The organism is Xanthomonas sp. LF02-5 (assembly GCF_034105325.1).
GTDB classification, from domain to species: Bacteria; Pseudomonadota; Gammaproteobacteria; order Xanthomonadales; family Xanthomonadaceae; genus Xanthomonas_A; species Xanthomonas_A sontii.
In genome coordinates, this window is the sequence record NZ_JAXGGF010000002.1 from 438,873 (window position 1) to 463,098 (window position 24,226).

The 24,226-nt window shown below is 67.6% G+C and carries 15 protein-coding genes; 6 read left to right on the forward strand and 9 right to left on the reverse strand.

Annotation, left to right across the window (positions count from 1 at the left end; all coding sequences use genetic code 11):
* Positions 1-44: 44 nt before the first annotated feature.
* Together SLW52_RS07955 and SLW52_RS07960 are read right to left on the reverse strand one after the other, a co-directional pair.
* Positions 45-1,394, reverse strand: coding sequence for an MFS transporter (locus tag SLW52_RS07955; protein ID WP_017909620.1), 1,350 nt, complete (start codon positions 1,392-1,394; stop codon positions 45-47).
* A gap of 96 nt (positions 1,395-1,490) precedes the next feature.
* Positions 1,491-2,036 (reverse strand): YdeI/OmpD-associated family protein, encoded by a 546-nt coding sequence (locus SLW52_RS07960; RefSeq protein WP_295931599.1) that lies wholly within the window; start codon positions 2,034-2,036, stop codon positions 1,491-1,493.
* Positions 2,037-2,373: 337 nt separating this feature from the next.
* On the opposite strand from SLW52_RS07960, the gene SLW52_RS07965 reads away from it, so the two are divergent.
* The 5 genes from SLW52_RS07965 (at position 2,374) to SLW52_RS07985 (ending at position 8,708) form a co-directional block, all read left to right on the forward strand.
* Positions 2,374-4,482, forward strand: coding sequence for a methyl-accepting chemotaxis protein (locus SLW52_RS07965; protein ID WP_320739927.1), 2,109 nt, complete (start codon positions 2,374-2,376; stop codon positions 4,480-4,482).
* A gap of 222 nt (positions 4,483-4,704) precedes the next feature.
* The gene (locus SLW52_RS07970; RefSeq protein WP_320739929.1) at positions 4,705-5,610 is read left to right on the forward strand and encodes a type II toxin-antitoxin system RelE/ParE family toxin; all 906 of its coding nucleotides are present in this window, start codon (positions 4,705-4,707) and stop codon (positions 5,608-5,610) included.
* 782 nt (positions 5,611-6,392) lie between these two features.
* A complete protein-coding gene (locus tag SLW52_RS07975) occupies positions 6,393-6,848 on the forward strand; it encodes a hypothetical protein (protein ID WP_320739931.1) in 456 nt (151 codons plus the stop codon).
* A 311-nt stretch (positions 6,849-7,159) separates the two neighbouring features.
* Positions 7,160-7,372, forward strand: a complete 213-nt coding sequence (locus tag SLW52_RS07980) for a hypothetical protein (protein ID WP_320739932.1) — start codon at positions 7,160-7,162, stop codon at positions 7,370-7,372.
* A 73-nt stretch (positions 7,373-7,445) separates the two neighbouring features.
* A complete protein-coding gene (locus SLW52_RS07985; RefSeq protein ID WP_320739933.1) occupies positions 7,446-8,708 on the forward strand; it encodes a lipase family protein in 1,263 nt (420 codons plus the stop codon).
* 293 nt (positions 8,709-9,001) lie between these two features.
* Here SLW52_RS07985 and SLW52_RS07990 read toward each other — a convergent pair whose 3' ends face one another.
* From SLW52_RS07990 to SLW52_RS08000, 3 genes are all read right to left on the reverse strand, one after another.
* Positions 9,002-9,715, reverse strand: coding sequence for a DUF2306 domain-containing protein (locus SLW52_RS07990; protein WP_320739934.1), 714 nt, complete (start codon positions 9,713-9,715; stop codon positions 9,002-9,004).
* Positions 9,716-9,946: 231 nt separating this feature from the next.
* Positions 9,947-10,843, reverse strand: coding sequence for an MIT C-terminal domain-containing protein (locus tag SLW52_RS07995; protein WP_320739935.1), 897 nt, complete (start codon positions 10,841-10,843; stop codon positions 9,947-9,949).
* Positions 10,843-12,252 carry a DUF3696 domain-containing protein gene (locus tag SLW52_RS08000; protein WP_320739936.1) on the reverse strand — a complete coding sequence of 470 codons (1,410 nt, stop codon included), beginning with the start codon at positions 12,250-12,252 and terminating at the stop codon, positions 10,843-10,845. Before SLW52_RS08000 ends, SLW52_RS07995 begins: the two co-directional genes overlap by 1 nt.
* A gap of 714 nt (positions 12,253-12,966) precedes the next feature.
* Between SLW52_RS08000 and SLW52_RS08005 the strand changes: the two genes are divergently transcribed.
* Positions 12,967-13,299 (forward strand): hypothetical protein, encoded by a 333-nt coding sequence (locus SLW52_RS08005; RefSeq protein WP_320739938.1) that lies wholly within the window; start codon positions 12,967-12,969, stop codon positions 13,297-13,299.
* 101 nt (positions 13,300-13,400) lie between these two features.
* On the opposite strand, the gene SLW52_RS08010 is transcribed toward SLW52_RS08005, so the two are convergent.
* From SLW52_RS08010 to recC, 4 genes are all read right to left on the reverse strand, one after another.
* Positions 13,401-14,381, reverse strand: coding sequence for a virulence RhuM family protein (locus tag SLW52_RS08010; RefSeq protein ID WP_320744239.1), 981 nt, complete (start codon positions 14,379-14,381; stop codon positions 13,401-13,403).
* Between the two features lie 99 nt (positions 14,382-14,480).
* Positions 14,481-16,460: an exodeoxyribonuclease V subunit alpha gene (recD, locus tag SLW52_RS08015; protein WP_320739939.1), complete on the reverse strand. Its 1,980-nt coding sequence runs from the start codon at positions 16,458-16,460 to the stop codon at positions 14,481-14,483.
* Between the two features lie 240 nt (positions 16,461-16,700).
* Positions 16,701-20,558 carry an exodeoxyribonuclease V subunit beta gene (gene recB, locus SLW52_RS08020; RefSeq protein ID WP_320739940.1) on the reverse strand — a complete coding sequence of 1,286 codons (3,858 nt, stop codon included), beginning with the start codon at positions 20,556-20,558 and terminating at the stop codon, positions 16,701-16,703.
* Positions 20,555-23,962 carry an exodeoxyribonuclease V subunit gamma gene (gene recC, locus SLW52_RS08025; protein ID WP_320739942.1) on the reverse strand — a complete coding sequence of 1,136 codons (3,408 nt, stop codon included), beginning with the start codon at positions 23,960-23,962 and terminating at the stop codon, positions 20,555-20,557. Before recC ends, recB begins: the two co-directional genes overlap by 4 nt.
* Positions 23,963-24,226: the final 264 nt, after the last annotated feature.

The following is a 24,226-nucleotide window of genomic DNA, read 5'->3' on the forward strand; positions in this document are numbered from 1 at the left end:
GCGCCCGGGCGGCACGCGCATCGCCCGGGCCAGCGCCGCGCCGGTCAGCGCCGGCGCGCGTGCATCTCGCCCTCGTGGTCGAGCCAGTTGGACCCCTTGTTGGTCAGGAAGAACATGTACACCACCAGCGACACCGCGATCACCGCCGTGGCATACCAGACGAAGGTGGTGACGTGGCCGGTCTTCAGCGAGGCCTGGTACAGCAACGGCGCGGTGCCGCCGAAGGCCGAATTGGCCAGCGCATAGCCCAGGCCCACGCCCAGCGCGCGGATATGGGTGGGGAACAGCTCGGCCTTCACCACCGCGTTGATCGAGGTGTAGCCGGTGAGGATGACGAAGCCGGCGGTGAGGATGGCGAAGGCGCTCAGCCAGTCGCTCTGCCTGGGCAGCTCCAGCACCAGGAACCAGGTGTAGAGCACGCCGCCGATGCCGAAGAACACCAGCAGGGTCTTGCGCCCGATCAGGTCCGACAGCCAGCCGCCCACCGGCTGCATCAGCATCAGCACGATCAGCGCGGCCAGGTTGATGATGGTGCCGGCCATGACGTCGTCGCCGGCGAAGGCGGTCTGGATCATCTTCGGCCCGGTCACCGAGTAGGTGTAGAACGCCACGGTGCCGCCGGCGGTGATCAGGAAGCACAGCAGCAGCGGGCGCCACTGGTGCACGAACAGCTCGCGCAGCGAGCCGGAGGACCTGTCCTTGCCCTGCTTGGCCGCGGCGATGGACTCGGAGGTCAGCGACTCGTCCATCGTGCGCCGCAGCCAGAACACCACCAGCGCGCCGATGCCGCCCAGGCCGAAGGCCACGCGCCAGCCCCATTCGGAAATCTGGCCCTTGTCGAAGAAGTGCAGCATCCCGAACAGCACCGCCTGCGCCAGCACGTGGCCGCCGACCAGGGTGACGTAGTGGAACGAGGACAGGAAGCCGCGCCGCCCGGGAATCGCCGCCTCGGACATGTAGGTGGCGCTGGTGCCGTACTCGCCGCCGGTGGCGAAGCCCTGCAGCAGGCGCGCCAGCAGCAGCACCACCGCCGCAGCGCCACCGATGCTGGCGACGGTGGGCGTCACCGCGATCAGGAACGAGCAGGCGGCCATCACCGACACCGACACCGTCAGCGCCAGGCGGCGGCCGTAGCGGTCGGCGAAGCGGCCGAAGTACCACGCGCCGATCGGGCGCATCAGAAAGGTCACCGCGAAGATCGCCCACACGTACAAGGTGGCGTTCTTGTCCTCCTTGGAGAAGAACTGCGATTCAAAGTAGGTGGCGAACACCGAATAGACGTAGACGTCGTACCACTCCACCAGGTTGCCGGCCGAGCCCTTGAGCGTGTTGGACACCGAGCGGCGCAGGCTGCCCGGTGCGGCGGCGGCGGACGAAGAGGTGGATGCACTCATGCAGTGGGCCTCATGGATGGACGTCACGGAGTATAGGCAGGCGCTTGCGAGGATCCTGTCGCGACGGCGGCCACGCCGGGCGTGCGCGCCATGACCTCATTGCGCCTGCGGCGCGGCGAAGGCCTTGCTGTACATGCCCGAGCGGTCGAAGCAGCAGACCCGCCGCTTGCCCGCGGCGAGCATGTCGCAGGTGCTGGCGATGCGCTTGACCCGCGTCTGCGCCTGCTTGCCCGCGCCGATCCAGAAGATCCAGTCGCGCCGCGCCACCGTGGTCAGCGTGTCCCAGGCCGCACGCGCAGGCGGATGCGCGGCCAGCGCGCGCGCCAGGTCGTCGGGCAGCACGGGTTCCGGTTCCACCGCCGCCGGCGCGATCTCCAGGGTCACCGTGGTACCGACCTCGACCGCCGCGGCCGCCCGCAACGCCTCCTCGACCTGCAGCCAGTGGCCGCCTTGCCCATCGGGTTGCAGCGTGGCCTGAAACGGATGCCCGGCGAACCGGCCCTCCACGCTGGCCAGGCCACGCGTGGGCAGCGCGGCGCTGGCCGCCGCAGGCAGCAGCAGGAAACACCAGGACGCGTCCGGCGGCGTGGCTGGACGCAGCAGTGTCGCCTGGAAGCGGATCGGGTCGGCGGCGCCGGTCATGCCCGGACCTTAGCACCGGCCACGCGCGGTGCCATGCTGCACCTGCGCGCGGCGGCGGCGCGACGCGCTCCTGGTCTTGTCGCTCGCCAGGCACTACGCCCTGCCTGACCTGCCCGGCGGCCACCGCCGCGGCAGACCGGCACAACGTCACGTTCCCGATACGGCACAGGGGACGCCCTCGCCCCTTCCCTTCAGTTCGACAGGCCATCGCCGCTATCCATGCGCCGGCCCGGGGGACCCGCGCCATGCGCGCGTCACGCGGGCGCAGGCAACCTGCCCGCCCGTCCGCCGTCACCTACCGTCGATCCCTCTTCCTTCCCCCCATTCCCCCGATCCCATGCACGCCCTTTCCAATCTGCGCATCGGCCAGCGCCTCGCGCTCGGCTTCCTCACGATCATCGTGCTGATGGTCCTGCTCACCGTGGTCGGCATCCAGCGCGTGCACAGCATCGACCAGCGACTCACCGCGATCAACGAAGTCAACAGCGTCAAGCAGCGCTACGCGATCAACTTCCGCGGCAGCGTGCACGACCGCGCCATCGCCCTGCGCGACGTGGTGCTGTTGGACGATGCGGCCAGCCGCCAGGCGACCGAGCGGACCATCGACAAGCTGGCCGGAGACTACGCGCGCGCCGCGCAGCCGCTCGATGCCTTGCTCGCCGTCTCCAGCGACGCCCAGGAGAAAACCATCCTGCAGCGCATCCAGGGCATCGAAGCGCGCACCATGCCGCTGATCGCGCAGGTGCGGCGGCTGCGCGATGCCGGCGACACCGTGCAGGCGCAGGCGCTGCTGCTGCAGCAAGCGCGCCCGGCCTTCGTCGACTGGCTGGCCAGCATCAACGCCTTCATCGACCTGCAGGAAGCCAAGAACCGCCAGGCCGCCAAGGAAGCGATGGCCACTGCGCGCGGCTTCGCCCTGCTGATGGTCGGCTGCACCGTGCTGGCGCTGCTGCTGGGCACGCTGATCGCCCTGCTGCTGACCCGCCGCGTGGTGCGGCCGCTGCGGCAGGCGCTGGGCATGGCCGAGCGCATCGGCGCCGGCGACCTGAGCAGCCCGGACATCGTCACCACCCGCGACGAGGCCGGGCAGTTGCTGCGCGCCATGCAGCAGATGCAACGGCGCCTGCACGAGGTGATTTCCGCACAGCGCGAGATGGCCGCGCGCCACGATGCCGGCGCCATCAGCTACCGCATGGATGCGCAGCGCTTCCCCGGCGAGTACGGGCGCATGGTCGCCGATACCAATGCCCTGGTGGATGCGCACGTGCAGACCCAGCTGCGCATCACCGAGGTGATGGGCCGCTACGCCATCGGCGACCTCAGCCAGGACATCGCCCACTACCCCGGCGAGAAGGCCGCGATCACCGCGGCGATGCAGCAGGTCAAGCAGAACCTGCACGCGATCAACGTGCAGATCCAGACCCTGGCCGAAGCCGCCTGCGCTGGCAACTTCGCCCACCGCGGCCAGCCGGAGAAGTTCGAGCACGCCTTCCGCACCATGGTCGAGAACCTCGACACCATGATGGCCACCGCCGACGCCAACCTGGCCAAGTTCTCCGCGCTGCTGCGCTGCATCGCCGACGGCGACCTCACCGTGCGCATGAGCGGCAACTTCCACGGCGTGTTCGCCGCCATGCGCGACGACGCCAACAGCACCGTGCACCGCCTCACCGACATCGTCGCGCACATCCAGCGCACCACCAACAGCATCGGCTTCGCCGCCGAGGACATCGCCAGCGGCAACCAGGAACTGGCCAAGCGCAGCGAGCAGCAGGCGGCCAGCCTGGAAGAGACCGCCGCCTCGATGGAGGAACTGACCTCCACGGTGAAGCAGAACGCCGAGCACGCCCAGCGCGCCAACCACTTGGCGCTGGGTGCGGCCGGCGTGGCCAGCGAAGGCCGCGACGTGGTCGGCCAGGTGGTGGAGACCATGGACGGCATCCAGGCCGCCTCCAGGCGCATCGCCGACATCATCGCGGTGATCGACGGCATCGCCTTCCAGACCAACATCCTCGCCCTCAACGCCGCGGTGGAAGCCGCGCGCGCCGGCGAGCAGGGCAAGGGCTTCGCGGTAGTGGCCGCGGAGGTCGGCACGCTGGCGCACCGTTCGGCCGGCGCCGCCAAGGAGATCAAGACCCTGATCGACGACTCGGTACAGCGCGTCGCCCACGGCGCCACGCTGGTGCACCAGGCCGGCGCCACCATGGACCAGGTGGTGGCCAGCGTGCAGCACGTCACCGACCTCATGGGCCAGATCTCCGCCGCCTCGCACGAGCAGGCCAACGGCATCGCCCAGGTCAACCAGACCATCGCGCGCATGGACGAAACCACCCAGCAGAACGTGGCGCTGGTGGAAGAAGCCAGCAGCGCGGCGCGCTCGCTGGAGGAGCAGTCGGCGCAGCTCACCCAGGCGGTGGAAGTGTTCAAGGTCGGCGCCTACGTCTGACCGGCCGGGGCGGCGCCGTCGCGTCCCCCACGCCGGCCCCCGATGCTGTGCCGCCGCGGGCCGCGGCAGCCCAGCGCGTGAACGCCAGGTGTCGGCCGATGGCAGCCATCGCACCGGCGGCCATGGCCGGCGCCGGCACAGGCGGTACGATGGCGCCCTCCCACGTTCGCCCCCTCCCCGGAACCGCATGAAGGCTGGCCTCTCCGACGCCGCCGCGACGGCATGAGCCGCGCGTCGCCCCGCGCACCCGTCGCGGCCGAGACCCGCAGCGAACGCTGGCAGCGCTGGATCGCCTGGCTGCTCAGCGCGCTGCTGCACGTGCTGATGGCGCTCGCCCTGCTGTACGCGGCCAAGCCCACCATGTCCACGCCGCAGGGCGCGGCCGGCGGCAGCCGGATCCGCGTGGACTTCCTCGGCGACAGCGACAAGCCGGCGAAGCCGCTGCCGCCCAAGCCCAGCCCGCCGCCGGCGTCCGCCGCGCCCAAGCGCACGCGCGCCACCACCACCGTGCAATCCACCCTGGTCGCCCAGTCCGACGACCCGGTGCCGCCGCCCGATCGCGTCGACACCCCGAAAGCGGCGGACACGCCCACGCCCGCCCCGGTGCCGCAACCGCGTCCGGCACCGCCGGCGCCCACCCCGCCCGCGGACGCCCCGGCGCCGAGTCCGGCGCAGACCGCCGACAGCAATCCGCCGCCGCCGACCGAGCGCCGTCCGCAGACCTGGACCGGGCGCCCGCCCGGCGCGCTCGACACCGACACCGCGCCGGACAACAGCGGCCTGGCCGCCGGCCCCGGCAGCCGTGGCAACCGCCACGACATGGACGCGGCCCAGCCCAGCCTCGAAGTCGGCGGCTACCTGGTCTATTACGACCTGGGCAGCGAGAGCCAGCTGCGCACCTGGCAGCAGCAGGGCATGAAAGAGATGTTCATCCTGCTGCCCGGCACCGAGTACCGCATGGTCTGCCCGCTGGAAATCGCCCTGACCCGCGGCTCCGGCAAGTGCCGCGCCCTGCCGCCGGACTCTCCCGAGCTAAAAGGCATCGGCGACGCCCGCCAGGTCATCACCATGCTGCAGGTCTACCACCAGGGCGAGCTGGTCTGGCGCGGGCCGGGGCCGTATCGCTGAGCCGACGCGCGCGATCGCGGCATCCAACCTCGGTGCAGTCGGGACTGAAGTCCCTCCCACAAGGAGTAACCAACCTTCAGCGTTGCCGTCGGCACTCGCACCGGCGACCAGGGTTCCCCCCTTGTGGGAGCGGCTTCAGCCGCGACGAGTGAACCCGTCGGCGCATGCGAATGCACTGCCGTCGGGACTGAAGTCCCTCCCACAAGGAGTAACCAACCTTCAGCACGTCCGTCGGCATTCGCACCGGCGACCAGGGTTCCGCCCTTGTGGGAGCGGCTTCAACCGCGACGCGCGAACCCGTCGGCGCATCCGATCTCACTGCAGTCGGGACTGAAGTCCCTCCCACAAGGAGCGACAGCCTGCAGCGCTGTCATCGGCACTCGCACCGGCGACCAGGGTTGGGCCCTTGTGGGAGCGGCTTCAGCCGCGACGAGTGAATCCATCGGCGCATGTGAATGCACTGCCGTCGGGACTGAAGTCCCTCCAACAAGGAGTAACCAACCTTCAGCACGTCCGTCGGCACTCGCACCGGCGACCAGGGTTGCGCCCTTGTGGGAGCGGCTTCAGCCGCGACGAGTGAACCCAGAACCAGGCGATGCGCTGCGAAGCGAAGGCGCCGCAACGCCCGCACCTGCAGCAACACCACCCGGCGCCATCACGCCCGCTTTGCATTCGCTGCCGGCGCGGTTGCTAGAGTCTGCCCGCGCCGCCGCGGCCGCCTGTGCCCCGCTTTGTAGGTATCGCCAGGCCCGGCGCCTTTCCTCCATTGAAGGAGTCTCGACATGCCCCGGACATTCCCCCTCGCAACACTCGCCCTCGCCGCCGTCGCCCTGCCCGCGCTGGCCCAGTCCGACCGGCAGGTGGTCGAGGACATGCTGACCCGCTCGGCCAATGTCTGCCCCGGCCACAGCACCGACCGCACGTCGCCGGCGGTGAAGGCCGTGCCGGTGGGCGCGCTGCGGGTGATGCTCGATCGCGGCTTGGTGATGTGCCCCGACCGGCGCCTGGACGCCACCGCCCCGGCCGTGTTCTACGGCAGGCTCGGCGTGTTCGCCTGGAACCCCGACGTCGCCGCCGGCTCCAGCGTGATCGTCAAGCAGATCGACGCCATGACCCGCAAGGACGAATACCCGTCCGACACCCTGGTGTGGGACGCCAAGGGCACCGCGCTGAAACAGCAAACCGTGCCCGCGTTCGAACCCAGGCCCGGCGCCACCGTGCTGTACCAGGTGCGCTGACCCGTTCCGCTGGCCCACGCGCGGGTCGGCAACGTCGATGGCAGCCGGCGGCCCGCAAGGTCCGCCGGCTTTTTTTTGCTGCGGCGCGAGTTCCACCGCAACCGCACACAGCGACAGACAAGACACGCCGTGACGCGCACGACGTCGACGATGTCCTGCTCCTGTCCTTGCGTCGCCCACCCGTTTCCTGGCAGCGGACAATACTCGGATCATCAGGCGCGATTATCCATCGCCACCCTCCGATTATCTTGAAATCAAGATTATTAACTTCTGAAAAGTCCGCTTCAGAAACGTAGACAAATTCCCGTGACGTGCACGCAGCCAGCCGAAACAGCGGAATTCGGCTGGATTCGCGCGAAACCATGCGGATCTTTCATCCTTTCCTCGTCGCCACTGTGGCGCAGCGCACGCCGCAGCATCGATGGATCGCGGGATTTTCCGACGCGATGTGTCGTGAAATTCCATCAGGTGCGATGCGAATCAATACCGCAGCTAAATATTATCTCGACGTGTCGCCAAAATAATGCGAACGACATAGTAGCGTTTGCGCCCTCCCCCACCCCCCGGGCGACCGGGATTCGACACGAGGATGTTTCCATGGCCACACAGCGGAATCGACTGGCGCTGCGCGCACTTTCCCTCATCGGCATCGCAGGCGCATTGCTGCCCCTGGCCGCATCGGCAGCGCCGGCGCGCGGCACCGTGCTCAAGAGCAATGTCCTGACCAGCTACACCCGCCAGGCGATCGCCACGCTGCTGGCCAACGACCAGTCCCCCGACCAGGCCAAGTGCGACGTGCGCGTGGCCGAGTTCACCTACGCCACCATCGGCGTCGATGGCGAACCCACTACCGCGTCGGCGGCGCTGCTGGTGCCGGGCGGCAGCCAGTGCCCCGGTCCGTTCCCGCTGGTGAGCTACAGCCAGGGCACCGAGTCGCAACGCCGCGCCGAGCAGGCCAAGGAGATCCGCGACGACAAGGGCGACGACACCATGGTCACTCACCTCGCCACCCAGGGCTACGTGGTGGTGAGCAGCGACTACCTCGGCATCGGCCAGTCCACCTACGCGTTCCACCCCTACCTGCACGCCGCGTCCGAGGCCAGTTCCACCATCGATGCGATGCGCGCCGCGCGCCAGGTGCTGCAACGGCTCAACACCCCGCTGTCGGGCAAGGTGATGCTGACCGGCTTCTCGCAGGGCGGCCACGCCGCCATGGCCACCCAGCGCGAGATCGAAGCGCACCTGTCCAACGAGTTCAACCTGGTCGCCAGCGCGCCGATCTCCGGCCCATATGCGCTGAGCCAGACCTTCCGCGACAGCTGGAGCGGCCGCAACGCGGTGGGCGAAAACACCTTCGGCATCGTGCTGGCCAGCTACGCCATCGTCGGCATGCAGCACACCTACAAGAACCTCTACCTCGACCCGTCGCAGGTGTTCCAGGATCCGTGGGCGAAGAAAGTGGAGAAGCTGTTCCCCGGCAACCAGAGCCTGACCGACCTGGTGCTCGGCGACACCCTGCCGGGCGTGGACAAGATCCGCCAGTACTTCCAGCCCGGCTTCTACAAGGACTTCGCCAGCAACGCCAACGACCCGTTCCTGCGCGACCTGGAGCGCAACGACCTGCTCGACTGGGCGCCACGCACCCCGACCCTGCTATGCGGCTCCGACAACGACGCCACCGTGCCGCTGAAGAACGCCACCACCGCCCTCGCCGCGTTCAAGGCCCGCGGCAGCAACCAGGCGACCGTGCTCGACCTGGGCACCGGCAAGCCGAGCGACAACAGCGCGCTGGAGCATCTGTTCACCGAAGACGCCTGCACCATCGCCGTGCGCCAGCAACTGTTCGACAAGCTCCGCTGAGGTCGCGGCGGGCGACAACGCAGGCGCACTCCTCCCCCGGCGCCTGCGATCGTCCGTCCCGCTGGCTGCCACGCCTGGGCGCAGGCGTGGCAGTGTTTTTCTGTGCGATGCGGGCGCTGCACGATGCGGGCGCCGATGCGGATGACGACGATGACCGCGCGTTGCGCGCAGCTGCGCGACAGCGCATGCACGAGCGCTGGCACACCTGACTCAGATTGGGATGACGGCAGATCGGCGTGGCGATACCGGCAGCGGCAATCACCGGCCGGCACACAATCCCATACGCCCGGCCATCACCCCGTGCCGACGCCGACGCCGACGCCGACGCCGCGCGGCAACATCGCCGATTGCTTGCGCCGGCACCGTGCATCGGCAATCACGCGCCCGACGCCATACACCGACCACGGCACCACCCAACTGGCCCACAGCAGCAGCGCGATCAAGCCCGGCGACGGCGTCAGGCCCAGGCCGATCGCCGACGGCAACGCCACCCGGAACACCACCGGCGCCAGCGTCGCCAGATAGGCCCGCACCATCCAGTGCTGGTGCCGCAGCACCTGCCCACGCCAGATCGCCACCAAGCCGACCGACGCGGTGACCAGCCACGCCAGCGCCGTGGCCGCGAACGCCACCCGGATCGCAGGCGGGGCTGGCGAGGTCGCAATCAACCCGACCACTCCGATCATCGCCACCAGCATCCCCGCGAAATACACCCGCCCCACCCAACGATGCAGCCGCGGCCAGCGCCGCCACCGCTGCGTCGCGAACTGCAGCGCCCCCAGCAACAGACCGACCGCCCCGCCACCGAGATGGCACCACAGCCACCCGCGGCGGGTCAGGAACATCGCATAGGCCGGCGACTGCAGCGACGCGTACTTCAGATACACCGAATGCACGAACTCCGCGGCGAACAGGGCCAGGGCGAGCCAGAGCAGCCACCAGGCCAGGCGCACGATCGGCTTGATGCGTGGTGGCGCCAAGTGGAGGCGCGTCGGCTCGCTGTTCATTCCCTGCCCCACGCTGCGCCGGACCCTCGGCAGCGCGACGCTAGCATGGAAGCAGCCGTTTTACATGGCATCGGACAACGGTCTTTATCGAACAATGCGAGGGTGCATACTCCGAAAGCCGGCCAAAAAGACGCAAAATATTATCTGCGCTCCCGGCTCACATTACGGCCAAAAATTTAAAATAAAATAAACCAAATCACTTCATTCCAATGGCGCAAAAATAGATACCGATCAGGCTATAACGCAAGCCTTTAATCGGATATCCCTGCGCCGTTTACCTCGGCATGGCTCAAAGGAAAGGCTGATATCAGTTCCAAGCGAACAGTCGTACACGCAAATTTCTCCATTTAAGTTATTCCAAGTGGACGCCCTCCCAAATATGTCAAGGCCACGCGCAATATGTATTTGGTAATGGCTCCCTACAAATATGTGCCTGTCATGGAAAATTTCCGTGGTTCTTGAGTCAGCGGTTTCTACAAATATCTTTTGCCTTTTTTTTGCAACCAGCCCCGCCCTAATCTTATCTGTGCTAATAATTGAATTTTTGGACGTCACAACTGCTATCGTGCAATCATCTGCGAGCCTGGGGATGAGAAAATTAATCAAGTCAATAGAAGACGAATTTATGTGTTTATCATAAAAAGTAACGCATTTCTCTTTTTCAAAAAATCTACCTATTATGTCTGGACTTTTATTATCACCGATTTTTAAAATGAATTTCTCAAAAGGAGAAAACCCAATCAGGCAAGTTGGTTCAAATAAGCAATTCAAATCGCCATATCTTATGCCTAGCAACTCCAGTATACTTTGATCCGCTGGTGAAACTTTACAGGCAGAAGAAATCATAAGATTTTTCCCCCCATAGTTCGCAGCGGTTTGCAAATCACCACCAATACTGGCTATCGGCGTTGTTGGAACACACTTCACCAATTTCAATCTAGAGCCCAAGCTCGATAATAGGCTTTGAAATATTTGCCTCTCAGTAATGCCACTAAACTTCCTCTCGTATTCATCGATTAAGCCAGGAGTGACCGTCAACCGAGAGTGCGAGAATACGTTATCAAACGGATCGATTTGGTTTGAAATTATATTCTCATATAGTGCTTCAGGGTTAGCAGCAAATAACATTATTGAGAATCCCCCATTTTATTGGCAAGCAATATTCTCAGGCTCTTATAAGATTCGTCAAAAAACCCGCTAGGCCATTCATGCAGAAGCTCACCAAATTCATTCATCTCCAGTGGCAAGCAACTCGAGGATCCCCTCTTAAGATAATAAAATCTTATTGAGATAGCCTCAATTAGCTTATTGGATTTTCGGTTTGCCGATACAGAAAGCTGAAGCCCACGCACAAAATGCTCACTATGCGTTTCCACAATTATTTGCTTGCCCGCGTGTATGGCCTCAGCCATTACTTCGCCAAGACGAGTCTGAGCAACTGGATGAAGGTGTAATTCCGGCTGCTCAATTAGCAGAACCCCTCCATGAGGCATGACCGCGATTTGCACTAATATTGGCAGGACCTGAGAAAATCCAAAACCAACATCGGTTATGGCGTCAGACTTATCTGAGGACGCGTAAGTTGCCGTACTTGGACTTGAAACCATTAACTTGACAAGTTCATCGTATGTTTTTGTTGCAACAACGTGTCCCGGAAATATTTTTGCAATAGCTTTTTTCAACCAGTCCAATCTGTCTCTAATTTCGCTATGCCCGGTCGTGGCCTTCCGAGCTCGGCTTTCAAGATTAGCCAGAACACTAGGAGTATGTTCACCGCCAACACCTACTGCTAAGTTATGGGAACTGCGAACGTAGCTCCTGGAAGGACTCGAACGAAGTGGAGCGAGATAGAAAACTTTCTTCTCTAAATACTCGCTCAAACTAGCTAGATTTTCACTTACAAGTCGAAAAGCAAGATAGGTTGTGAATCCAATTTTTTTATCCAACTCAAAAGAAAACCTTTCGAGATGCTGCAAAATAATTTTCTCGCCAACTTGCAACTCCCCGTCACTTTGCGGCAAAGGAAAGTTTTTCTTAAAAGCTGCAATCAAACTTTTAGAAAACGTCAGGGCATAACTATTTCTAGTTTTCTGTCGCTGAATCAGCCATGACATATTCGACGCAGGCTGCATGAAGTTAACTTTTATTTCCTTAAATCTTGCTTGCGCCGTAATGCTGTCATAATCGTACTCTAGCGTTAAATTTACGGCAGCAGCATTTTTAACTATGCTTGACATTAAAGAATTCGGATCTAAGGTGTCTGCATTTAAAGTTAAGCTGATCGCGAATGCTTTTTTTATATCCTTCTTGTGAATATAGTCTCGGTAAGTTCCTAAGTCGACATATTCGCCATTAGCCGCCCACCCCTCGTGCTCATTACTAGCAGCAACCGTTTGCTTGAGGCCCAAAATCGCCTTTAGTATTGAAGACTTTCCTGAGCTATTTTCTCCGAGAATCGCTATAACCCCCCTGTCGAGATCAATGGAAAATCGGTCGAATCTTTTGAAATTACGTAATGCCAGAGTTTTTATCGACATTTCAGATCTTCATAATTGCGGGGTTCGAATTTAAAAAACTAAGCCTCAGCGCGCGACCATCGACTTCTCTGGCTTCAGCCATTCCAGCAGATGCCAACGATGCGTGCGCGGGGCTTTCATCTCATTTTCCTTAATCATATATAGAGGGCATAAAAATTTGATAGGCCTTATGTAGACAAATCCACAGATATTTTATCGGGCACGTATAGATGCACCATGCAATGTAGCTGGTGCTGTACTAAGAGATAAGATCCGCAGCAACTTGCTATGCTTTCCTATGAGGGAAGCTTTCGCGCCAAGGATGGAAGTCAGTATTAGAAATAGACTTATTGGCCCCCTATTCAGAATAAATACTAGGCTTTATGTTAATGAAAACAAGGTCCGAGTACAGTACTGCATCATTACCACGGCCCTACAATCCAGCAAAATTGAACGAAAGCTACCGGCAGTGACAGATAGGAGCGGGGACAGTGGCGGATGCCTCCACCGCCATGTGCAACATCAAGTAGTCGCCATGCATGTAGATGCGCAACGCTCCGCCGCTCCCGCCGACAATGCTGCCAGTTGCTCAAGTGTCGGACAGCAAGTTCATAACGCGACGCGGCGGCGGATTCGGGCAAGCCGGCGCATGATGGGATCTCCTCCGCGCTCTTGACCTCCCATACATCCAACCCATCGCATCCTCGCCCCGATTCCAACACCGGAGGCGGGGACATGACGAAGTGGATGGGAGCCGCGCTGGCCGCGGCGATGCTGGTGACCGGCTGCGCCAGGGTGGAGGGCGAGAAGTTCGTCGGCCACTGGGTCAATGTGGAGTCGAAGGACGACACGATCGACATCGAGCGCAACGGGGAGTCGTTCATGGTGCGCAACACCACCCCGCGCTTCTTCACCCGCAAGCCCAAGACCGAAAACTACCCGGCCATCTACAAGGACGGCGTGCTGCAAGTGACCAACGACGGCGAGACGGTGAACTTCGCCATCGACGAGGCCGATGGGCACCTCAACACCGGCAGCGACGAGTACCAGCGGGTTCCGGCCAAGTAGTCCTGCGACGTCGGGCCCGACCACCGGGCTCGCCTGGCCTGCCCGCATCGGAAGGTTGCTGCGGGCCCGGCAGTTCGCGGGTTTCTGGGACGCCGCTTCGCTTACTCGCCAGTGGGACGCTTGGTCCGCGTGGACCGGCGCTTCTCGCTCTCGAGCGCTTTCAGCCTGCGCGTTGCCTCTTCGAAATCGCGCTCTACCGGCGACGGTTCTTCCAACGTGCGCTGTCTGTAGCGGGCGAACTCGGCCTTGGAAAATTCCAATGCCTGTTCGCGGCCGATGCGGCCGGCATGGGTCAGCACGTCGCGGTCGCTCAGGCGCAGGAAGTCGTCCAGCTTGGCGATCCAAGCGTCCATGGTCATCGGCCTGCGGTTCATGGCCTGCAGCTCGGCGAACTCCAGGTAGGCGGTGACGATGCGGTTCAGCGCCTCCAGCTCCTCCGCGTTCAAGTAGCTCTTGGCGACGATCGCATCGGACGCGCGCGGCGCGGCGCCCACCCAGTTGGTCATGCCGCTGTGCGGCTTGCTGGCGTCGGCGCGCTCCATGAGCAGTTCGGCGGCGGTGTGGCCATGGGCCGCCCAGTGCATCTTGTTCTGCACGGTGGCGAAGAAACGCTGGCTGGCCTCGGCCGATGGGTCGTAATCCACGCTGGTGGCGTAGATGTCCAGCACCTTGCGCCAGAACATCTTTTCCGACGAGCGGATGTCGCGGATGCGGCCCAGCAGTTCTTCGAAATAGCCATCGTCGGGCCCGCGCTTGAGCCGTTCGTCGTCCAGCGCGAAGCCCTTGACCAGATACTCGGACAGCCGCGCCGTCGCCCACTGGCGGAACTGGGTGCCGCGCGCGGAGCGGACCCGGTAGCCGACGGCGAGGATGGCGTCGAGGTTGTAGTGATCGATGTTGCGGCGCACCTGGCGCTCGCCTTCGGCTTGAACTATTCGGAATCTCCGAATAGTTCGTTCATGTTCAAGTTCACCCTCGGAAAAAATGCTGCCGAGATGTTCATTGATCGTTGGGACAGAGACTTGAAACAGTTCTGCGATCTGCCGCTGCGTCAACCACACCGACTCGCCTTCCAGCCGCACCTGGATCCGCGTCTGCGCATCCTCGCTGCGATACAGGATCAATTCCGAGGTGGGGGCGTCCTTGTCGTCGCTACGCATGCCGGCTCCTGATGCGGTTCGTCAAAACAGCGCGCCCTGGATCGGCGTGCCGGCGGGTACGGGAAGGATATCGGCTGCAGGCGGTGGCTGCCGCTCCGCCCCACCCAACCGCCACGCCAACCCCGAGATCCGCGCCGCGTGCCGAGCGAGCGCGGCGCGCAGCACCGGTTCGCTGGCGGCGATGTGCAGCGCGCGGCGGGCGCGGGTGATGCCGGTGTAGACCAGTTCGCGGCTGAGCACGCGGGCGTCGCGGGCCGGCAACTGCAGCCAGACTTCCTCGAATTCGCTGCCCTGGGCCTTGTGCACGGTCATGGCGAAGGCGCTTTCGTGCGCGGGCAGTGCGGCCGGGTGGAAGCCGCGGACCTGGCCGTCGCCGGCGCCGTCGAACCAGGCGACCAGGGTGCCCTGCGCGTCCTTCAGACAGATGCCGACGTCGCCGTTGAACAGGCCGTGGCGGTAGCTGTTCTCGGTGATCAGCAGCAGGCGGCCGTGGAACCAGGGCGCGGCGGCGCCGAGGCGGCGTGCGCCGCTGGCGGCCTCGGCCAGCAGTTGTTCGATGCGCGCGTTGAGTCCGCGCGCGCCCTGCGGGCCGGCGCGCACGGCGGTGAGCAGACGCAGGCGCGCGGCGGCGCGCAGGGCCTGCGCCGGATCGTCGGTGTCGCCGAGGGCGCGCCAGTGCGCGAGCAGGGCGTCGCCGCCGGCAGCGAGCGCGTCGTCGACGCCGTCGTGGAAGTGCACGCCGGCAAGCTGGCCGTCGTGCAGCAGTTGCAGCGCGCCGTCGGCATCACCGCTGCGCACCGCGTCGGCCAGCGGCGCCAGGGCGAAGTCCTGGGCCTGGCGGTAGCCGCGCAGCAGATGCACGCGGTGCCCGGCCAGGCCACCCTGGTCGTGCGCGACCGCGCTGTGGCCGAGCAGCGGTTGCAGCGCCTGCGCGTCGTCGGGCTGTAGCGCGTCGCCGTGGCCGGCGGCCTGCAGGATCGCGGCGAGCACGTCGCCGGCCTCGACCGAGGGCAACTGGTCGGCGTCGCCGAGCAGGATCAGTTGCGCGCCGTTGGCCACGGCGTCGACCAGCTTGCACATCAGCGGCAGGTCGACCATGGAGGCTTCGTCGATCACGATCAGGTCGAACGGCAGCGGGTTGTCGGCGTCGTGGCGGAAGCGCGGCAGGTCGGGGATGACGCCGAGCAGGCGATGCAGGGTGCTGGCGCCGGCCGGCAGGGCCTCGGCCAGGGTCGGGTCGACGCCGTCGGCGAGCGCGCGCGCCACCGCGGCGCGCAGGCTCTCGGCCATGCGCTCGGCGGCGCGGCCGGTGGGCGCAGCCAGGGCGATGCGCGGCGGCGGCAGGCTGGCGGCGCGGGCCTGGGCGATGCGCAGCAGCAGCAGGCGGGCGATGGTGGTGGTCTTGCCGGTGCCGGGGCCGCCGGTGACCAGCAGCAGGGCGCGGCGCAGGGCCAAGGCTGCGGCTTGGGCTTGGCGGTCGGATGGATCGTTAGCAGTCGTACCCTCACCCGCCCTGCGGGCACCCTCTCCCGGGGGGAGAGGGAAGAGCTGGGCGAACAGGGGCGCGAGCGCGGCGAGGTCGTTGTGCGGCAGCGGCTGTGCGGCGAGGCGGCGCAGGCCCAGGGCCAGGCGTCGCTCGTACTCGCGGTAGCGGCGCAGGTAGAGCAGGCCGTGTTCGAGTACGAGTGGGCAGTCGGGGCTGGCCGGGTCTTCGGCGGCGGGTTGTGCGACCCAGCGCGAGGCGGCCAGGGCGCGGGTCCAGTCGTCTGCGGTGGGCAGCGTGGGGGCAGCGCCGTCGCGGCTGTCGAGCAGGAGGCTGGCGCGTGCCGGGTCGAGGCCGGCGTGGCCGCTGGCCACTGCCAGCGAGGCCAGGGCGGCGCCGACCAGGACCAGGTCGGGGGTGTTCGGGTCGAGGCGGGACAGGCTGTGGGCGAAGGCGTGGTCCAGCGTGCGCAGGGTGCCGGTGCGGTAGAGGGTGGCCAGGAGGTTGGATTGGCTCACGGGGTGGGGGCTCCGTGGGCGGACGTACCCTCACCCCAACCCCTCTCCCGGGGGGAGAGGGGCTTGAGCGTGCGCAGGGTGCCGCTGCGGTAGAGGGTGGCGAGGAAGTTGGATTGGCTCACGGGGTGGGGGCTCCGTGGGCGGACGTACCCTCACCCCAACCCCTCTCCCGAGGGGAGAGGGGCTTGAGCGTGCGCGGGGTGCCGGCGCGGTAGAGGGTGGCGAGGAGGTTGGATTGGCTCACGGGGTGGGGGCTCCGTGGGCGGACGTACCCTCACCCCAACCCCTCTCCCGAGGGGAGAGGGGCTCGAGCGGGGCGCCGGCGAAGAGGGCGTCGACGCCTTCGATCAGGTCTGGGTCGAAGCGCCAGGCGTGCACGCCTGGCGACGGGTCGCGGGCGGCGTCCAGGCCGCGGCAGAACAGGTAGCGCACGCCGCCGAAGTCGCGGGCGTAGTCGTAGGCGCCGCCCAGGCGGAAGCGCAGCCAGCGGTGCAGCGCCACGGTGTAGATCAGCGCCTGCAGGGTGTACTCGCTGTGCGCCATCGCCCGTGCCAGTGCGTCGGGGTCGTAGGCCGGCAGGCGGTTGGACTTGTAGTCGAGCACGTACCAGTGGCCGTCGTGCTGGTAGGTCAGATCGATCAGGCCGGTCATCAGCCCCTCCAGGCGCTGCCGCGCGCCGAACGCCTGGCGCTCGCCGGCCACGCCGAAGCGGTGCAGCAACGCCAGCAGCGCGTCCACGCGCGTCGGGCGCATGGCGAAGTGGAATTCCATTTCGTTGCGCCGCTGCTCCTCCGGCACCGCGGCCAGGCAGGTGCCCTCCGGCAGCGCCACGGTGAGGGTGTTGCCGACCAGGGCGGTGAGCATGGCGGTGCCGTCTTCCAGTTCGTCCTCGGCATAGCCGCCGCGTTGCAGCGCTTCGACGATGGCGGTGGCCTGCCCCGCTGGCGCCGGCTGGCCCGGGTGCCAGTCGCGCCAGGCGGCGAAGTCGCAGCGCTCGAACACGTCGTGCATGGCCACGCCGAAGCGGTTGCCGACGAAGCGGCGGTCGACCATGTCCACCTCCACCGCGGCGCTGACCGGCTCGCTGGCGGCGGGTTCGTCGCTGCCGCCGCTGCTGGGCACGGTGGCGCTGGCCATCGGGTCGCTGCCGGCATCGGCATTGGCGAGCTGGGTGAAGCTGTACACCCACCACTCCGGCAGCACGCGCCGCTGCGGCACGCGCGCCGGCGGCACCGGCGGCGCCGGCTCGTGCGGCAGGCGCGGCAACTGCACCGGCGGCGGGGTGCTGTCGATGGCGATGGCGCCGGGAGCAGCGGTGGCCTGCAAGGCGTCGAGGTCGCGCAGCATCGGCGCCAATGCGGTGCGCTCGTGCTGCGGGAAGGCGCCGGTGGCGATCCACAGCGCATGTTCGGCGCGGGTCAGGCCGACGTAGAGCAGGCGCGCGTCCTCGGCGCGCTGCTCTTGTTTCCACGCGGCTTCGGCGGTGTCCCAGGCCGGGTCGGACTCGCCGCCGCTGCGGCCGGTGTTCCACTGCAACTGGCGCCCACCCTGCGGCGCCGGCACCACGCAGTGGCGCCCGGGGCTGCGCTCGCTGCGGCCGATGCCGGCGTACGGCAGGAACACCAGCGGATACTCCAGGCCCTTGCTCTTGTGCAGGGTGACGATCTGCACGCGGCGCGCGTCCGACTCCAGCCGCAGTTGCTGCGCCTCGTCGCTGTCGTCGGCATTGGCGATGCGCCGCGCCAGCCAGTCGACCAGGCCATGCGGGCCGAGTGCGCGGGTGTCGGCTTCCTGCAACAGTTCGGCGAGCTGCAGATAGTTGGTGAGGCGGCGCTCGCCATCGACCAGCGCCAGCAGGCGCTGCCCGTGTGCGGCGCCGAGGTCGCCGATCAGGGCCAGCGGTCCGCCGCGCTGCCAGCGCTCGCGCCAGTCCAGCGCCTGTTGCTGCCAGCGGCGGTGGCGCTCGCCGTCGTGGTCGAGTGCGGCGATGGCCGCGGCGTCCTCGCCGATCAGCACGGTGGCCAGTGCCGCGCGCAAACGGCCGTCGTCGCCGGGGTCGAGCAGCGCTTGCAACAGCGCCAGCAGTTCCAGCGCCTCGTCGGTGGCGAACAGGCTGCGGCGACCGGCGGCGACCGCGGGAATGCCGGCGGCGGCAAGCGCCTGCTGGATGCGCGTGGCCTCGCCGTGACTGCGCACCAGCACGGCGATGTCGCCGGCCTGCACGGGGCGGCCGAGCAAGCTCGCGCGGCCGTCGCGCGCATCGGCCAGCCAGCCGCGGATCGCCGCCACGCAGGCGGCGGTGCACAACTCGCGGGCGCGACCGGCGCTCCACGGCTTGGGCTTGCCCGGCGCCTTGGCGGTGGCCGGTGGCGGCGGCGGTTCCGGTGCGCGCCACACGGTCAGCGCCGGGGCCGGCACGCCGCCGCGTTGCAGGTCGGCATCGCCGCGCTTGCTGCCCGGCTGCACCGGGTGGAAGGCGATGCCGTCGGTGAGGAAGGCCTCGGCGTAGCCGGCCTGCGCGTACAGCGCGTCGATCGCCGCCAGCAGCGCCGGGCGCGAGCGGAAGTTGTGCGCCAGCGGCGGCGCGCGTTCGGCGTCCGCGGCGGCGGCCAGGTAGGTGCGCACGTCGCCGCCGCGGAAGCCGTAGATGGCCTGCTTGGGATCGCCGATCAGGGCGAGCAGCGGCGGCAGCGTGTCGTCCGGCGCGGGCAGCGAGGGCGCGATCGCCGCGTCGTCCTGCGCCGCAGCGGGATTGGCCGTGTCCGGGGCGAACACCTTGCGGAAGATCGTCCACTGACGGTCGTCGGTGTCCTGGAATTCGTCGACCAGGGCCACCGCGTACTGCGCGCGCAGCCGCTGCGCCAGAGCGGCGCCGTGCGGGCCTTCCAGCGCGCGCGCCACGCCCTCGACCAGGTCGTCGTAGGTCTGCACGCGGCGCTGGCGCTTGAGATGGGCCAGCCGCTCCCCCGCGTCGGCGCGCAACGCGTGCAGCAGGCAGATGCGGCGTTGCGTGCGCCACTGCGCCAGTTGCGCCAACGCGGCGAGGTAGCCGTCAATGGCGTGGCCCAGCGGCGAGGCCGGGGTGCGCTCGGCGTGCTTCTTGTTGGTGCCGGCGATCAGTTCGGCGGCGGTGAGCTTGATCAGCTTCGGATGCGGTGGCGCGTCCGCGGTCGGTGCCGCGGCGAAGGCGTCCAGCCAGTGCCACAGCGCGGTCAGCCAGTCGGACTTGTAGCTGACCTTGCTCAGCACGCCGGCATCCATCGCCGCGGCGATCGCTTCGAAACAGGCGGTGCCGTGCGTGCGGAACGCCTCGGCCAGCGCCACGCCGGCGCGCTGCGCGGCCTGCTGCAACACGGCGCCGTCCTCGGCGGAAAAGACCGGCGCGGCCGGCAACAGCGTCGGATGCCGCACCAGTTCACGCAGATCGGTGGCCATGCCGTCCGGTCCGCCCGGCCACAGCGCCACCAGGTCCTCGGCCATCGCCGGATCGGCGGCGCGTTGCCGCCACAGGTCGGCGGCGACATCGCGCAGCAGTTCGCGGTCGTCGGTGAGCAGTTGCGGCGCGGCGAAGGCCTGGCCGCTTTCCAGCGCGTGCTCGCGCAGCACGCGCGCGCAGAAGCCGTGGATGGTGAAGATGGCGGCGAGGTCGATGTCCTCGGCGGCCTGCTGCAGGCGGCGGCGCAGGGCCGCTGGGGTTTCGGTGCTGGCGGCCAGGTGCGCGGCGAGGATGGCGCGGGTGAGGGCGACGTCGGGTGGGTCTTGGTGCGGGGTTGGCTGCGATGGGTCGGTCGCGAGGTCGGTCGCGGCTAATCCCGAAAAGGGGACAAGAGCCGCTCCTACGAGGTCCGGGGCAGCATCCGGCACCAGGCTGGCCGCCAGCGCCAGGCGCTCGCGGATGCGCCGGCGCAGTTCCTGGGTGGCGGCCTCGGTGAACGTGACGGCGAGGAGTTGGCCCAGACGCAGGCCGCGTTCGACCACCAGGCGGGTGAACAAGGTGGCCAGGGTGAAGGTCTTGCCGGTGCCGGCGCTGGCCTCGATCAGGCGCACGCCGTGCAGCGGCAGCTGCAGGTAGGGGTCGCGGTCGGGTGCGGCGTTCATTCGGCGTCTTCCTGGGTGCCGCGCCAGCGCTGCCAGCTCTCGCTCAGTCGGTCGGGATCGAGTGCGGGGCCGGCGTCGCCCAGTTCGAGCAGGCCGAACACGCGCTGGCTGGTGGCGGCGAAGTCGGCGAAGCGCTGCGCATCGGCGAACGGGTCGCGGCCGCGGCCGACCAGGCGCAGTTCCGGGCTGTCCGCCTCGCTCCAGCCGAAGCTGGCCTGCCATTGCGCGGCAGCGTCCTTGATCGCCTTGTCGAGATCGCCGGCGCGCGCGGCCTGGTAGTACTTCCAGCTGCTGTACGGCGCGAACGCCAGCGGCGCCTGCCGGCCATGCCGGTACAGCTGCAGCAGTTCGCCCAGCGCCTGCTGCGCCTGCGCGGCGGGCAGCGGCTCGCGATCCATCGGATGCGGGCCGAGGCTGTCGTCGTGGTCGAAGAAACGCACGTAGGGCGCGCGTTCGCCGGCGGCGCGCAGCAGCAGCCATTCCAGGCCGTGGCGGATCGCGCTGCGCCCGCTCAAGGCGCCCACCTGCACGCGTGCCACGCCGGGCGCGTACCAACCCGGCAGGCGGCCATGCAGCGCGGTGCCGTCGAGGTCCACCTGCAGCCGCGGCGCCAGCGGCGCGTCGTCGCCACCGCGCCACTGCCGGAACGCCTCGGCGTACGGGCGCAACTGGCGCACGCGCTCGTCGAGCTGGCGCCGGCCCAGCGGCCCGGACGGCAGCAACGCGCGGGCGCGCAGGCGTTCGTACAGGGCCTCGGTGTCCTCGCGCAGCACCGCTTCGAACACCTGCTGCTGCAGGCCGTACTGATCGAGCCCGCGGCTGGGCGCCAGCAATGGTTCCAGATCGCTGTCGGCCTGTGCCGGATCGGGCAGGCGCAGGCCCAGGCGCTGGCGCAGGAACTGCCCGGCCGGATCGACCAGCAGCCGGCGCAGGTCGTCGATGGACAGTTGCGCCGGCAGCGCGTCGTCGGCCGCGGCCGGCAGCGCGTCGATCCACGGCGCCAGCGGCTGGCGCTGGCCGACCAGGCTGTCCACCGCCGGCCGCCATTGCCGGCGGTAGCTGAACCGGCGCGGATCGGCGTCCTCCGCACCGGTGGCGCCGAACGCGGCGGCGGCGAACGGCTGCAGCGGATGCCGCACCACCAGCGCGGCGGCGGCGGCCGGGTCGGCATGGTACTGGGCTGCGCAGGCCAGCAGTTCGCCGACCAGCGGCGAGGGTTCGCGCACGCTGCCGTCGCGCGCGTCGGCGCCCAGGTAGCTCAGGTAGAACACCTCCTGCGCCGAGGCGAACAGCTGCAGGAACAGGAAGCGGTCGTCCTCGCGCGTCGAACGGTCGCCGTGGCGGCGGCGCGTGGTGCCCAGTTCGGCGGTGAGGCGGTTGAGCCCGGCGGCCGGATCGCGGCGCGGGAAGTCGCCATCATTCATGCCCAGCAGGCAGATGACCCGGAACGGCAGCAGCCGCATCGGCACCATGCGGCCGAAGCTGATGCCGCCGGTGAGCAGCGGCGCGCGCGTGTCCGATTCGCCCAGCACCGCGGCGAAGTGCGCGCGGACCACTTCGGCCGGCACCGCGTCGGCGTAGTCGGCGCGCGCGGCATCGCGCGCGAACTGGTCGATCAGCGCGCGCAGCCGCTCCAGCGCGCGCTGCTGGCGCGGCGCCGACGGACTCTGCGGCAGCAGCGCCTCGAGCAGGCCCAGCAGCACTTCGCGCCACTGCGCCGGCGGCATCGGCTCGGCCAGCGCGGCCTGGTGGCGATCGAGCACGCGCAGCAGGCGCAGCAGCGTGTCCAGCGCGGCCAGCGCGCTGCCTTCCAGTTGCGGCCAAGGCGCCACACCGTCGATGTCGTCCTCGGCGCCGCTGGCGTGACCGAGCAACAGCCGGTCCAGGGCGAAGCGCCAGGTATAGGCGTCGTCGGCCGGCGCCTGGTGGCGCTGCCGGTGCGCTGCGTCCAGGCCCCAGCGCGCGCCGGCGGCGTGCAGCCAGCCGCGCAGGCGTTCCAGCCCGGTTTCGTCCAGGCCGGCGGCCTCGGCGATCGGCGCGCTGGCGAGCAGGTCCAGGATCTCGTGCAGGCCGAAGCGTGCGATCGGCAGGCCGAGCAGCGCCAGGAACACTTCGGCCAGGGGCTCGCTGGCCAGCGGGCTGGCGTCGGCCAGCGCATAGGGCAAGGCGTCGTCGCCGGCGTGGCCGCCGAACACCGCGTCCAGGTACGGCACGTAAGGGTCGATGTCCGGCGACAGCACCGCGATCTCGCGCGGCTGCAGCGGCGGCTCGAAGCGCGGGTCGTCCAGCAGCGCCCGCAGTTGGTCGTGCAGTACCTGCAGTTCGCGCAGGCGGGTGTGGCAGGCGTGCACCTGCAGGCTGGGATCGTGCGGGTCCACCGCGGCCAGCGGCGCCGGCCGCGCCGGCGCGCGGCGATGGAACAGATCGCTCTGCATGCGCCGCAGCAGGCTGTCGCCGAGGCCGCCATCGGCCAGCGCGCGCCGGCCCGACTCCAGCGGATCGGCATAGACCGCGATCTCGGCCAGCGGATGCACCACCTCGTAGTCGCCGATCAGCGCCATGAAATCGCGCCCGGCCGCGCCCCAAGCCTGCAGCAGCGGGTTCTCCTGCACCTGCTCGGCGAACAGCTCCACCGCCCCACCCTCGCGGCGGCGCTGCCACAGCGTCTGCAGATCGCCCCAGTAGCCCTGCGCCGGCGTCGGCAGGTAGAAGTGCAGCGTGCCGGCGCGCGCCTGCGTGGCCAGCACACGCAGCACGTCGGGGGAAATGTTGAGCACGGCGAAGGCGAACAGGCGCCGCGGCAGGCCCTGCGGCAACGGCCCGTCAGGGCGCGCGTAGCGGTCCAGGTACTGCCCGATGCGGCGTGCGCGGTAGGCGCGGCCCGTGGCGATACGCCGCCACATGCGCGCCTGCGGATCGTCCGGGTCGGCGCCGCCTTCCCAGCGCAGCAGCCAATCGCGACGCCAGGCCTGGTACTTCTCGAACACGTTGCTCAGCTCGCCGGCCAGGCTCCACGGCTTGAGCGCATCGCCATCGGCCAGATAGCCGGCCAACGGCGCCAGCGCCGCATCGCTGCCCAGGTCGCCCTGCAGTGCCGCGTACAGGCGCCAATGCATGGTCGCCATGTCCAGGTCGTCGGCCGCGGCACCGAGATTGCGCTCCAGCGCGCGCGCGACGAATTCGCCGGGGGTCAGGAATTCCAGGTTCGCCGCCACCCCGTGCACCGCGGCCAGGGTCGACTGCAGCCAGCGCCGCATCGCCACCTGCGGGATCAGCACCACCTCCGGCGCCAGCAAGGGCTGCCCCGGCGGCGGCCGGCGCAGTTCTTCGGCGAGCAGGGCGGCCAGGGTATCCAGCGCGTTGGACGGATACAGCCGGAAATCGGGCGCGGACGGGGCAGGCATGTGCCGGGCATTGTGCCGGATGCGGGCAGGCGGCGCTGTTTCCTTCTCCCACTGGGAGAAGGTGCTCCGCAGGGCCGGATGAGGGTGCGGGCGCAGCCTCGTGCACCCGAACATCGCGCGTCGCTTCGCGCCGGACCCTCACCCCACCCCCTCTCCCGGCGGGAGAGGGGCTAGCCGCTCCCTTCTCCCCTCGGGAGAAGGTGGCCCGAAGGGCCGGATGAGGGTACGGGCGCCAGCCTGGTGCACCCAAACATCGCGAAACGC

Bases quoted from the DNA above. Each gene is read 5' to 3' on its own strand.
- SLW52_RS07955 (WP_017909620.1), bottom strand. From the start codon at position 1,394: ATGAGTGCATCCACCTCTTCGTCCGCCGCCGCCGCACCGGGCAGCCTG.
- SLW52_RS07960 (WP_295931599.1), bottom strand. From the start codon at position 2,036: ATGACCGGCGCCGCCGACCCGATCCGCTTCCAGGCGACACTGCTGCGT.
- SLW52_RS07965 (WP_320739927.1), top strand. From the start codon at position 2,374: ATGCACGCCCTTTCCAATCTGCGCATCGGCCAGCGCCTCGCGCTCGGC.
- SLW52_RS07970 (WP_320739929.1), top strand. From the start codon at position 4,705: ATGAGCCGCGCGTCGCCCCGCGCACCCGTCGCGGCCGAGACCCGCAGC.
- SLW52_RS07975 (WP_320739931.1), top strand. From the start codon at position 6,393: ATGCCCCGGACATTCCCCCTCGCAACACTCGCCCTCGCCGCCGTCGCC.
- SLW52_RS07985 (WP_320739933.1), top strand. From the start codon at position 7,446: ATGGCCACACAGCGGAATCGACTGGCGCTGCGCGCACTTTCCCTCATC.
- SLW52_RS07990 (WP_320739934.1), bottom strand. From the start codon at position 9,715: ATGAACAGCGAGCCGACGCGCCTCCACTTGGCGCCACCACGCATCAAG.
- SLW52_RS07995 (WP_320739935.1), bottom strand. From the start codon at position 10,843: ATGTTATTTGCTGCTAACCCTGAAGCACTATATGAGAATATAATTTCA.
- SLW52_RS08000 (WP_320739936.1), bottom strand. From the start codon at position 12,252: ATGTCGATAAAAACTCTGGCATTACGTAATTTCAAAAGATTCGACCGA.
- SLW52_RS08005 (WP_320739938.1), top strand. From the start codon at position 12,967: ATGACGAAGTGGATGGGAGCCGCGCTGGCCGCGGCGATGCTGGTGACC.
- recB (WP_320739940.1), bottom strand. From the start codon at position 20,558: ATGAACGCCGCACCCGACCGCGACCCCTACCTGCAGCTGCCGCTGCAC.
- recC (WP_320739942.1), bottom strand. From the start codon at position 23,962: ATGCCTGCCCCGTCCGCGCCCGATTTCCGGCTGTATCCGTCCAACGCG.